This window comes from Kocuria gwangalliensis, from assembly GCF_039544365.1.
GTDB classification, from domain to species: domain Bacteria; phylum Actinomycetota; class Actinomycetes; order Actinomycetales; family Micrococcaceae; genus Kocuria; species Kocuria gwangalliensis.
In genome coordinates this window covers 15,381-26,955 of sequence record NZ_BAABLN010000013.1, presented here as the reverse complement: position 1 = coordinate 26,955, position 11,575 = coordinate 15,381, and the positions used below count along the sequence as shown (strand labels likewise).

Below are 11,575 nucleotides of genomic sequence, written 5' to 3'. Positions count from 1 at the left end.
AAGTGGAGGTAACTCCCACCCGCGTCCGCTCGTTTCACAACGGGTTGCAGGATACCGGGTCAGTGACCGGAAATCCGGGGTCCATGCCGCCAGGCATGTGATCCATGGGCATTTCTGATGACAGTGTGGTTTCAACCTCCGCTCGCGCCTACCGCAGCGGAGGTTTTTTGTTGCGGTAGTTCATAGCAACGGGGAAACCCACGAACATCAGGAGATTGGCATTAGCGATCCACGTATCAATGACAGAATCCGTGTCCCGGAGGTCCGTCTTGTCGGACCCGGCGGCGAGCAGGTTGGCATCGTACGCGTCCAGGACGCACTGCGGCTAGCACGCGAATCGGATCTCGATCTGGTCGAGGTCGCACCGAACGCCAAGCCTCCCGTGGCCAAGCTCATGGACTTCGGCAAGTACAAGTACGAGGCCGCGGTCAAAGCGCGCGAGGCTCGCAAGAACCAGGCGAACACCGTGCTCAAAGAAGTTCGGTTCCGCCTCAAGATCGACACTCATGACTATGAGACCAAGGTCGGTCACGCCAAGCGCTTCTTGGGCGCCGGTGACAAGGTCAAGGCCATGATCCAGTTCCGCGGTCGTGAGCAGCAGCGCCCCGAAATGGGTGTCCGTCTGCTTCAGCGCCTGGCCGAGGATGTCGCCGAGGTGGGTGTGGTGGAAACCAATCCCCGCGTTGACGGTCGCAACATGGTCATGGTGATCGGTCCGCTGAAGAACAAGGCCGAGGCCCGCGCCGAAGCCCGTCGTCAGAAGCAGCGCGACGAGTCCAAGGCGGACAACGACCGCAAGCAGCGGGTGGACACCTCCCAGGCCGCACCCGTGACCCAGTCCATCGGGGACGCGTTCCCGGAGGAGCTGCGCAGTGCGGCAAGCGCACCCGAAACCACGGAAGAAGTACCGGCTCAGAACAACGAGCAGGCAATGGTCGCGGATCAGGCGGACACCAAGCCCGAGACCACTCAGGATGAGGCACCCAAGTCCGAGCCCGAGGTTGTGGCTGCACCGGCCGTTGATCCCAAGATCGGACAGGCTGCTCCGGCAGTGACCGAGACCGAGGAACAGGCTGAGAAGCGCATCGCGAAGTCCGAGGACGTTTCCACCGAGAAGCCCAAGGCCGCGGCGTCGTCGACCACCAAACCCAAGGCGGCACCCAAGCCGGCATCGGCGGCCGTACCCAAGGCCGCACCCAAGCCCGCTGCGGCTCCGAAGCCCGGTGCACCCAAGCCCGGCGCTCCCAAGCCGGGTCCCGCCAAGCGCTGAGGCGCGCGGCACGCAGTGAATTGACAGCGTTGGGCGTGCCACACGCTCAACACAAGCGTGGCCGTCGCTGCTAAGCGGCGGCCCACCGGTGTGCGTCACCGGTTGAACCAAAGGAGACGGCCACTATGCCGAAGATGAAGACCCACAGTGGGGCTAAGAAGCGTTTCAAGCTCACCGGTTCGGGCAAGGTCAAGCGTCAGCAGGCCAACCGCCGCCACTACTTGGAGCACAAGTCTTCGCGACTGACCCGCCGCCTCGCGAGCGATCAGATCGTGAGCACCCCGGGCGAGGCCAAGGCCATCAAGCGGATGCTGGGCAAGTAAGCCAGCGCTACACCAAGTTTTGTGCCGTGACAGCGGCACCGTGAAAATGTGAGATTGTTCCGATCGTGATCGGAACCGAACCGTAAGGAGTACACACGTGGCACGTGTGAAGCGGGCGGTCAACGCCCACAAGAAGCGTCGTGAAATTTTGGAGATGGCCTCCGGTTACCGCGGGCAGCGTTCGCGCCTGTACCGCAAGGCCAAGGAACAGGTGCTGCACTCGTACACCTACTCCTACAACGACCGTCGCAAGAAGAAGGGCGATTTCCGTCGCCTGTGGATCCAGCGCATCAACGCTGCGTCACGCGCCAACGGCCTGACCTACAACCGTTTCATCCAAGGCCTGAAGGCCGCCGAGGTTGAGGTGGACCGCCGCATGCTGGCAGAGCTGGCCGTCAATGACGCCAACGCTTTCGCCGCCCTGGTCACGGTCGCCAAGGACGCACTGCCGGAGGACACCTCCGCGCCGCGCAACGCTGCCTGATCAGGTTCGTGAACTTCACCGAGCGCCTGGGAGACCGGCTGCTGTCCAACACCCGTTCCGATCGGGTTCGTGACGTGGCCGCGTTGACCAGGCGCTCGATTCGTTCCAAGCGCGCACTGTTCCGCGCCGAGGGGCCCCAGAACGTGCGCGAAACACTCCGGCTGGCCCTTTCGGACACGCCCCCGCCCGGTCTTCCGGGGCTGGACGCCGTGTACGTCACCGAGGCGGAGCTGGAGCGCCACCCGGACATCGCCGCGGATCTGGAAGCCCTCGCCGAACGCGGGGGAGTGTTCATCCGCGCGGTCACCGCAGAGGTGCTCGCGGCCATGACCGACGCCGTGACACCCCAGGGCATGTTGGCCGTGTGCTCCCTGCCCACTCTCACCCTCGATCTCGCGCTTGCGCGGGCCGAGCTGGCCTGCGTCCTGGTTCGCGTTCAAGACCCCGGTAACGCGGGAACGGTCGTGCGCGCCGCGGATGCCGCCGGCGCCCGTGCAGCGGTGTTCACCTCCGGCAGCGTGGATCCGTTCAATCCCAAGGCCGTGCGCTCCTCGGCGGGTTCGCTGTTCCACGTTCCGGTGGTCACGGGAGCGGAGCTGGCCGAGATTGCTGTGGCCGCCCGCCAGCACGGCCTCGGAATCCTCGCCGCCGACGGGTACGCGGACATTTTGGTCGACGAGCTCGCCGACGCCGCCCTGCTGCGATCCGCGGGTGTGGAACCTTTCGCGCACACTCCCTACGAGTTGTCCCGCCCCACCGCGTGGCTGTTCGGTAACGAAGCCCAGGGCCTGACCGACGAGGAAAAGGCCCACGCTGATTGTGCCGTGGCCGTCCCGCTCTACGGCGCCGCGGAATCCCTCAACGTGGGTACCGCCGCGACCGTGTGTTTGTATGCTTCGGCGCGAGCCCAACGCCGCGCGCACCCATGAGCGCCCCCGCGTCCCACGATCCTCGCACGCGGGTCACGGGCGCCGCGATCCTCGATAACGCTCAATCGCCCACCCGATTATTGGTGGCCCAGCGTGCCTATCCCGAGCAGCTCCGGGGGCTGTGGGAGTTCCCCGGCGGGAAACAGGACCCCGGCGAGGGCGCTCAGGAGGCCCTCGTGCGGGAATGCTCCGAGGAGCTCGGCGTCACCGTGCGAGTGCTCGAGGAAGTCCCCGCCCCGGACCCGGAGGGTTGGCCCCTGAAGGGGACCGCGGTGATGCGTGTCTTCACGGCGGTGGTCACTGATGACCGCACACCCGTCGCTGGGGAGGATCACCTTCAACTGCGCTGGGTGGACCTGGCTGATCCCGATCCGATCCTCGACCTGGACTGGATCCCCGCGGATCTGCCCATCGTGGGGGCACTGCTCAAGCAGCTCGGAGTCGGCAACCCCGCAACCGTGAGGCACGGACACTGACCATGGCACAACACACCGAGACTCGGCAGGATCCGGCAGCGTGGAGCGCCCTGTGGGCCATGGTCCTGGGGTTCTTCATGATCCTGGTGGACGCCACCATTGTTTCCACCGCCATTCCCGCACTCATGGCGGGCCTCGACGCGCCCATCGGGGGAGTCCTGTGGGTGACCAGCGCCTACCTTCTGGCCTACGCCGTGCCGCTGTTGATCACCGGGCGGCTGGGTGACCGCTTCGGTCCGCGCACCATGTACTTATTGGGATTGTCGATCTTCACCGTGGCGTCCCTGTGGTGCGGATTTGCCAGCAGCATCGACAGCCTCGTGGCCGCCCGTGTCGTCCAGGGGCTGGGAGCGGCCATTCTCACGCCGCAAACCATGTCTGTGATCACCCGGATGTTCCCGAGCGAGACCCGCGGAACCGCCCTGGGCATTTGGGGCGCCACGGCCGGTATCGCCACGCTGGTGGGGCCGTTGCTGGGTGGTGTGCTGGTGGACCTGGCCGGTTGGCAGTGGATCTTCTGGGTCAACGTTCCGGTGGGAATCTATGCCCTATGGCGCGCGGCCAAGTACCTGCCGCGTTTCGAACGCCGCAGTCATCGCCTGGACATCCCCGGCGTACTGCTCTCCGGCGTGGGTTTGTTCCTGATCGTGTTCGGCGTGCAGGAAGGACAGACGTTCGGCTGGTCCACCGTGGTCGGCCCCGTCACCATCCCCGTGGTCATCGGAACCGGCGTGGCCGTGATGATTGCCTTTGTCGTCTGGCAGGCCAAGAACCGCGCGGAGCCGCTGGTACCGCTCGAATTGTTCCGCGACCGCAATTACTCGCTGGCCAACGTGGCGATCGGGGCGGTCAGCTTCACCGTGAACTCCATGATCATCCCCGCGATGCTCTACCTTCAGCTCGTCCGCGATCTCGATCCCACACTGGCGGCACTGAGCTACGCGCCCATGTCTTTGCTGTCCGCGATCCTGGCTCCGCTCGTCGGCCGAGCACTGGCCCGGCGGACTCCGCGATCCCTCGCCCTTCCCGGGATGATCATCATGTCGCTCTCGTTGGCCGCTTATGCCTTCGCCCTGCGCGTGGACACCCCCGTGTGGTTGCTGGCCGTCATGACCCTGGGCATGGGCCTGGGCAGCGCCCTGGTCTGGTCCCCGGTCTCGATCACGGCCACCTCCAACCTCCGCCCGGATCGCGTGGGCGCCGGCTCCGGGGTGTTCAACGCCACCCGCCAGGTCGCCGCCGTTCTCGGCGCGGCCATGGTCGCGGTGCTACTGCAAGCGCGACTGGCCGCGAACCTGCCGGAGGCTGCGGGGACCGCGTCGCTCGCGGCGTCGTCGAACGCCGGTGGTCTACCCGAGGCGGCCCGGGAAGGCTTTGCCGCCGCCGTGACCCAGACCCTGCTGCTCCCGGCCGTCGTGCTGCTGCTCGGCGCCCTTGCCGCCGCGTTCTTCACCCCGCCGCGCTGGTGGGGGGAGCAGCAGACCGAGAGCCCCAAATCAATCCACTAGACTGGCCATGCCCGCACCGTGATCGTTGCGGGCATTTACGCGGGGACCGTGGGGCAGCGGTAGCTGCCAGGTCCTGCGCTGAACCCGTCCGCGAGCAGGAACGCGAGAAACCATGTCCGAACCCACACCGTCCATCGAGGTGGACCCCACCGACGAGGCCGGGGTCACCTCAGCCGTAGAGCGCGCGCTCACCGAGATCGAGGCAGCCTCGGATCTTGACGAGCTCAAGGCCGTGCGACTGGCACACACCGGTGAGAAATCACCGCTGGCGTTGGCCAACCGCACGATCGGTGGGCTGGACAAGACTCAGAAGGCCGTGGCCGGCAAGCTCATTGGTCAGGCCCGCGGCCGCGTGAACAAGGCCATCGCCGCACGCACCACCGTGCTCGAGGAGGAGCGTGACGCCCGCATCCTCGTGGAGGAGGCCGTGGACGTCACCGCGGCCACGCGGCGTCGTCGGCTGGGCGGACGCCACCCGCTCACCAACCTGATGGACCGCATTGGCGACGTATTTGTGGGCATGGGCTGGGAGATCGCGGACGGCCCCGAGCTCGAACACGAATGGTTCAACTTCGACTCCCTGAACTTCAAGCCGGACCACCCGGCCCGCCAGCTGCAGGACACGTTCTTCGTGGACCCGCCGTCCTCGCACCTGGTCCTGCGCACCCACACCTCACCGGTGCAAATGCGCTCCCTGCTCGAGCGCGAGCTGCCGGTCTACGTGGTGTGCCCGGGCAAGACCTACCGCACGGACGAACTGGATGCGACCCACACCCCGGTGTTCCACCAGGTGGAGGGCCTCGCCGTGGACGAGGGCCTGTCCATGGCCGATCTCAAGGGCACGCTCACGCACTTCGCGCGGGTGATGTTCGGCGAGGAAGCCCAGATTCGGCTGCGCCCCAATTACTTCCCGTTCACCGAACCTTCCGCCGAGCTGGACGTGTGGCACCCCACCGCCAAGGGCGGGCCCCGCTGGATCGAGTGGGGCGGCTGCGGCATGGTGCACCCCAACGTGCTGCGCGCGGCCGGTATCGACCCCGAGCGGTACTCGGGCTTCGCGTTCGGCATGGGCATAGAGCGGACCCTGATGTTCCGCAACAACGTCCCGGACATGCACGACATGGTCGAGGGCGACGTCCGGTTCAGCGAGCACTTCGGGATGGAGATCTAATCATGCGAGTTCCTTTGTCATGGCTGCGCGACTACGCGCCCGTACCCGAGAACGCGACCGCCGAGGACGTCCTGGCCACCCTGGTCAAAGTGGGCCTGGAAGAAGAAGACATTCACCGCCCCACGGACGAGCTGTCCGGGCCCATTGTGGTGGGCCAGGTGCTCACCATGGAACCGGAAACCCACTCCAACGGTAAGACCGTCAACTGGTGCACCGTGCGCGTGGTTCCGGAGGGCCAGGAGCAGACCCTGACCGGCAAGGGCATCGACCCCTCCGGCGTGCAGGGCATCATTTGCGGTGCGCACAACTTCACCGTGGGCGACAAGGTCGTGGTGACCCTGCCGGGCGCCGTGCTGCCCGGTGACTTCAAGATCTCCGCTCGGAAGACCTACGGCCACACCTCCGCGGGCATGATCGCCTCGGTGCGTGAACTGGGCATTGGCGAAGATCACGACGGCATCCTGGTGCTCTCCACCCTGGGCCTGGACCCGGAACTGGGCTCGGACGCCATGGAACTGCTGGGCCTCTACGATTCCGCCGCCGAAATCAACGTGACACCGGACCGCGGCTACGGTTTCTCGCTGCGCGGTGTGGCCCGCGAGTACTGCCATGCCACGCGCTCGCCGTTCACCGATCCGGTGGCCGAGCTGGCACCCGCGGTGCCGGCCGCCAACGATGCGGGTTTCCCGGTCACGCTCGCCGATGACGCCCCGATCCACGGCCGCCCCGGCTGCACCCGGTTCGTGGCCCGCGTGGTCGAGGGCGTGGATCCGTCCGCACCCACCCCGCCGTGGCTTTCGTCGCGCTTGCGGTTGGCCGGGATCCGTTCCCTGAGCCTGCCCGTGGACATCTCCAACTACGTGATGCTCGAGTACGGCAACCCGATCCACAACTACGACCTGGACACGCTCCGGGGTGGCATCACGGTGCGTCGCGCGCAGCAGGGCGAGAAGCTCACCACGCTGGACGACAAGACCCGTGAGCTCGACCCGGAGGATCTGCTCATTACGGACGAGTCCGGTCCCATCGGTATGGCCGGTGTCATGGGCGGTGCCACGACCGAGGTCTCGGACTCCACCACGCGCATTCTGGTGGAGGCCGCTCGGTTCGACGAGATCTCGATTGCCCGCACCGCCCGCCGCCACAGGTTGCCGTCGGAGGCATCCAAGCGCTTTGAACGGGGCGTGGACCCGCAGGTCGCTCCGGTGGCCGCTCAGCGCGTGGTCGATCTGCTGGTCGAGCTCGCCGGGGGCACCGATTCGGGTGCCGTGACCGACGTCGACCGGACGGTTGCTCTCGAGACCATTGAGCTGCCCGCCGGATACACCGAGGCTCGCGTGGGCGTGGACTACTCGCCCGAGACCATCGAGCATTCGCTGCGCGAGATCGGCGCCGAGGTCATCGAGACCGCGGACGGCTGGACGGTCACCCCGCCCACGTGGCGCCCGGATCTGAGCGACAAGGAAGACCTGGTCGAGGAAATCGCCCGCCTGGACGGGTACGACAAGATCCCCGATCGTCTCCCGGTGGCCCCTCCCGGCCGCGGTTTCACCCGCTGGCAGGCCGCACGACGCCGCGTGGCCAACTCGCTGGCCGCTGCTGGGCTCACGGAGGTGCTCAGCTACCCGTTCGTCTCCCAGGACGAGAACGACCTGTGGGGCTCGACCGAGGCGGGCGTCACCGTGACGTCGGTCAAGCTGGCCAACCCGATCAGCGAGGCCAAGCCTCTGCTGCGCGTGAGCATCCTGCCGGGTCTGCTCGAGGTCCTGAAACGCAATCACTCGCGCGGTTTCCGTGATCTGGCGCTGTTCGAATCGGGTCACGTGTTCTTGCCCGAGGGCTACACCCCGGACACCCGGCCGATCCCGCCGCTGGGGCAGCGCCCCTCCGAAGCGGAGCTGGCGCGCCTCAATACGACCATTCCGGATCAGCCGCGCAAGCTCGCGGCGGTCTTCACGGGCAACGACGTCGCCGCGGGGCCCTGGGTCACGCCGCGGCGCCTGGATTGGCAGGACGCCCTGGACACCGCGACGCTCGCCGCCGCCGTCCTCGGCGTGGAGCTGACGGTCACACAGGGCCAGCACCAGGCATTTCACCCGGGCCGCACGGCGGTGCTGAGCACCGCCGACGGCGCGGTCATCGGTGTGGCCGGTGAACTGCACCCGAAGCTGGTGGCGGCACACAATCTGCCGGAGCGCACGTGCGTCATGGAACTGGACCTCTCGGCATTGATTGAACGGGAGATCCCGTCCGTGGTGGCGGAGGCGATCTCGGGCTACCCGGCGGCAACGCAGGATGTGGCACTCGTGGTGGACGGTGATCTCCCGGCGGCGCAACTGCTGGCCACCGTGGAGAGCGGCGCCGGAGACCTGCTGGAATCGGCCAGCGTGTTCGACGTGTACTCGGGTACCGGTGTGGCGGAGGGCAAGAAATCCGTGGCGATTGCCATGCGATTCCGAGCTTCGGACCGTACCCTGACCGCCGATGAAGCAACAGAGGCGCGCAACGCGGCCGTGGCCGCGGCCGAGTCCGCCCACGGTGCGCAACTGCGCAGCTGACACGTAGCAAAGGAGAATTTTTGTCACACGACGCCCACGAGTTCTTTGACTTCGACGAGCAGGAGCCACCCCGGCGCAGCAGAGCCGGTGGTTGGCGCATCGTGCTGGTCGTGCTCGCGGGCGTCGTGGTGGCATTGATTTTCGCCATCGCGTCCCTGCTGTCCTTCGACAAGGCGGGACGGCTCGCGGACTGGGCCGGGAACTCCATGGTGGTTTCCGGCACCTACCAGACCATGACCCACGACCTGGTGACCAAGGATTACAACGGTATTTACGCGGGCATCATGCCCGACAACGAGCTGCTAGAGGATCACCCGTTCGACAACGGGTTGAACGATCCGACCCAGGTCGAGGTGGGCGAGCAAATCACGTTCCGCGGTACGGAGACCGGACAGCAGGACTCGGACTTCCCGCAAGCGGTGGACGCGCTCTTGGCCGTGGATGACGGACAGTTGCGCGTCATGGACACGGATGAGCCCGGCAGCTACGGCGCGGGCATCACCGATTCCCCCGTGACGGGTCAGCGGGTGAAGGCGGGGGTTCTGGCCGCGCTATCATTGCTGTCCGTTGCGGGCACGGTGTGGGGCGTGCGCGCCCTCAATCGACACGCACGCTGACCTGATTACGGCAGCAACAGCAGCTTGCCCTGTGTGGCGCGGGATTCCAGGTCCGCATGGGCCCGTGCGGCCTCGGCGAGCGGGTAGGTGCCACCCACCCGCACCTTCAGGTCCCCGGCCACCACGGCGTCCGTGAGCTCCTGCCAGCGCCAGGCGCGTTCCTGCGCGTCACGGAGGTAGAACGCCAGTGACGGGCGGGTCAGGAACAACGCACCCGAACCATTGAGGCGCTGGATGTCGAACGGCGGAACCTGACCGGACGAGCCGCCGAAGAGCACCACCGTGCCGCGTACGCGCGTGGCCTTCAACGACTCGTCAAAGGTGCTCTTGCCCACGGAGTCGTACACGACGTCCGCGCCGCGGCCGTCCGTGAGTTCGCGGACCTTGTCCGCGAAACCGTCATAGCCCAGGACATGATCGGCACCCAACTCACGCGCCGTGGCCGCCTTTTCTGCGGTGGAGGTCAACGCGATCACCGTGGCACCAATGCGCTTCATGAGCTGGATGGCGAGCCCGCCCACGCCGCCGGATGCCGCGGTGATCACGGCCGTGTGCTCGGGACCCAGCTCGAACGTGGAGCGCACCAGGTAGTGGGCGGTGAGTCCCTGCAGGGGGAGGGCGGCGGCGTCGTGATCGGACATCCCGTCCGGAACGGCCATGGCCTTTTCCGCGTCCACCACGAAGTACTGCGCGTAAGTGCGAATGGCCTCCGAGGTGGCCACGCGCTGCCCCACCGACACGGACGTGACGTCCTCACCCACGGCACTCACCACGCCGGCGCCCTCGGAGCCGGGAGTGAACGGGTGAGCCACGGAGTACACGCCCTCGCGCTGGTACGTCTCAATGAAGTTCACGCCCATTGCCGCGGTGCGCACCACGACCTGTCCGGATCCGGGCCGGGGGGTCTCCACGTCGGCCGGTTGTAGGACGTCCGGGCCACCGCTTTGTTGTGCGGCAATGGCTTTCATGGTGTCGTTCACGGTGTCTCCTCCGGGCGCGAGCGCCGGTAGTCAATGGTTACGGTCAGTCTTGCGCTCCACACCGATCGGTTCAACCCCGGTTGCGCCCCCTCACTCACTCTCGTGGGGGATCGGCACGCGAAAATGTATAAATATTGAACACGCTGTATATCCATGCGGTATGCTGGCCGGTATGACGTACACCGCAGCTGTTTCAGGAGCCACCGGCTATGCGGGCGGAGAGGTCTTGCGCCTGCTCGCCGGACACCCGGAGATCACCGTGTCCACCGTGACCGGTCACTCCACGGCGGGTCAGCGACTCGGCGCCCTGCAGCCGCACTTGCATGCGCTGGCGGAGATGGAGGTCGTCGAGACCGTCCCCAAGAACCTGTCGGGTCACGACATCGTGTTCCTGGCCCTCCCGCACGGCCAGTCCGCGGAGATCGCCGCGCAGCTGCCGGAGAACACCGTGGTCGTGGATGCCGGTGCGGACCACCGGTTGGAATCCGCCGAGGCCTGGGACGCGTTCTACGGCGGCGGCCACGCCGGTCATTGGCCCTACGGTCTGCCCGAGCTCATCATCGATCCCAGCGGCGCCAAAGAGCGGGAGAAGCTCGGCGGCGCCACGCGCATCGCCGTTCCCGGATGCTATCCCACGGGGTCCCTGCTGGCGCTGGCACCGGCGGTCGCCGCGGGGCTCGTGTCCACGCGCGACATCGTGATCGTCTCCGCGTCCGGCACGTCCGGCGCGGGCAAATCCGCCAAGCCGCACCTGCTGGGGGCGGAGGTGATGGGCAGCATGTCCCCGTACGGCGTGGGCGGCGGTCATCGCCACACACCGGAGATCGAGCAGGGTCTGGGCTGGGCCTCGGGCCAGGACGTCAGCGTTTCGTTCACGCCCACGCTCGCGCCCATGCCCCGCGGCATCCTGACCACCGCCACCGCACCGTTGGCCGAGGGCACCACGCTCGAGACGGCACTGCAGACCTACCGGGAGGCCTACGCGGACGAACCGTTTATCCACGTGCTGCCCCAGGGCCAGTGGCCGACCACCAAGTCCGTGGTCGGATCCAATCACGTGGCACTTCAGCTCGCGGTCGACCCGCACGCCAACCGGCTGATCGTCAGCGTGGTGCTGGACAACCTCACCAAGGGCACGGCCGGCGGTGCCGTTCAATCCGTCAACATTGCGCTGGGCCTGCCGGAAACAGCCGGACTCCACCTCCAGGGTCTCGCCCCCTGATCCAGTACCGAGATGCAGCGCGTACCGCGCCGCTCGC

The 11,575-nt window shown here is 67.0% G+C and carries 11 protein-coding genes; 10 read left to right on the top strand and 1 reads right to left on the bottom strand.

Annotated elements, in window-relative coordinates:
- Positions 1–214 precede the first annotated feature (214 nt).
- The 9 genes from infC to ABEA06_RS05895 all read left to right on the top strand — a co-directional run bounded on the left by infC (position 215) and on the right by ABEA06_RS05895 (position 9,336).
- Positions 215–1,270 carry a translation initiation factor IF-3 gene (gene infC, locus ABEA06_RS05935; RefSeq protein ID WP_303382020.1) on the top strand — a complete coding sequence of 352 codons (1,056 nt, stop codon included), beginning with the start codon at positions 215–217 and terminating at the stop codon, positions 1,268–1,270.
- Positions 1,271–1,395: 125 nt separating this feature from the next.
- A complete protein-coding gene (rpmI, locus tag ABEA06_RS05930) occupies positions 1,396–1,593 on the top strand; it encodes a 50S ribosomal protein L35 (RefSeq protein WP_016998296.1) in 198 nt (65 codons plus the stop codon).
- A 97-nt stretch (positions 1,594–1,690) separates the two neighbouring features.
- Positions 1,691–2,077, top strand: coding sequence for a 50S ribosomal protein L20 (gene rplT / locus ABEA06_RS05925; protein ID WP_190807526.1), 387 nt, complete (start codon positions 1,691–1,693; stop codon positions 2,075–2,077).
- A gap of 8 nt (positions 2,078–2,085) precedes the next feature.
- On the top strand, positions 2,086–3,006 hold the full coding sequence (locus ABEA06_RS05920) for a TrmH family RNA methyltransferase (RefSeq protein ID WP_345310897.1): 921 nt from the start codon (positions 2,086–2,088) through the stop codon (positions 3,004–3,006).
- Positions 3,003–3,482, top strand: a complete 480-nt coding sequence (locus ABEA06_RS05915) for a (deoxy)nucleoside triphosphate pyrophosphohydrolase (RefSeq protein ID WP_312397722.1) — start codon at positions 3,003–3,005, stop codon at positions 3,480–3,482. Before ABEA06_RS05920 ends, ABEA06_RS05915 begins: the two co-directional genes overlap by 4 nt.
- 2 nt (positions 3,483–3,484) lie before the next feature.
- A complete protein-coding gene (locus tag ABEA06_RS05910) occupies positions 3,485–4,990 on the top strand; it encodes a DHA2 family efflux MFS transporter permease subunit (protein ID WP_303382014.1) in 1,506 nt (501 codons plus the stop codon).
- A 112-nt stretch (positions 4,991–5,102) separates the two neighbouring features.
- Positions 5,103–6,161 (top strand): phenylalanine--tRNA ligase subunit alpha, encoded by a 1,059-nt coding sequence (pheS, locus tag ABEA06_RS05905; protein WP_303382013.1) that lies wholly within the window; start codon positions 5,103–5,105, stop codon positions 6,159–6,161.
- A 2-nt stretch (positions 6,162–6,163) separates the two neighbouring features.
- Entirely contained in the window at positions 6,164–8,719 is a 2,556-nt protein-coding gene (gene pheT, locus ABEA06_RS05900) for a phenylalanine--tRNA ligase subunit beta (protein WP_345310896.1), read from the top strand.
- A gap of 20 nt (positions 8,720–8,739) precedes the next feature.
- Positions 8,740–9,336 (top strand): hypothetical protein, encoded by a 597-nt coding sequence (locus tag ABEA06_RS05895; RefSeq protein ID WP_345310895.1) that lies wholly within the window; start codon positions 8,740–8,742, stop codon positions 9,334–9,336.
- 5 nt (positions 9,337–9,341) lie between these two features.
- Here the strand turns inward: ABEA06_RS05895 and ABEA06_RS05890 are convergent, their stop codons facing one another.
- Complete coding sequence (locus ABEA06_RS05890; RefSeq protein WP_345310933.1) at positions 9,342–10,304, bottom strand: quinone oxidoreductase family protein; 963 nt, start codon at positions 10,302–10,304, stop codon at positions 9,342–9,344.
- 184 nt (positions 10,305–10,488) lie between these two features.
- Between ABEA06_RS05890 and argC the strand changes: the two genes are divergently transcribed.
- Positions 10,489–11,538, top strand: coding sequence for an N-acetyl-gamma-glutamyl-phosphate reductase (gene argC, locus ABEA06_RS05885; protein ID WP_345310894.1), 1,050 nt, complete (start codon positions 10,489–10,491; stop codon positions 11,536–11,538).
- Positions 11,539–11,575 lie beyond the last annotated feature (37 nt).

Coding starts and splice junctions, on each gene's coding strand:
- rpmI (WP_016998296.1), top strand. CDS start 1,396: ATGCCGAAGATGAAGACCCACAGTGGGGCTAAGAAGCGTTTCAAGCTC.
- ABEA06_RS05915 (WP_312397722.1), top strand. CDS start 3,003: ATGAGCGCCCCCGCGTCCCACGATCCTCGCACGCGGGTCACGGGCGCC.
- ABEA06_RS05910 (WP_303382014.1), top strand. CDS start 3,485: ATGGCACAACACACCGAGACTCGGCAGGATCCGGCAGCGTGGAGCGCC.
- pheS (WP_303382013.1), top strand. CDS start 5,103: ATGTCCGAACCCACACCGTCCATCGAGGTGGACCCCACCGACGAGGCC.
- pheT (WP_345310896.1), top strand. CDS start 6,164: ATGCGAGTTCCTTTGTCATGGCTGCGCGACTACGCGCCCGTACCCGAG.
- ABEA06_RS05890 (WP_345310933.1), bottom strand. CDS start 10,304: ATGAAAGCCATTGCCGCACAACAAAGCGGTGGCCCGGACGTCCTACAA.
- argC (WP_345310894.1), top strand. CDS start 10,489: ATGACGTACACCGCAGCTGTTTCAGGAGCCACCGGCTATGCGGGCGGA.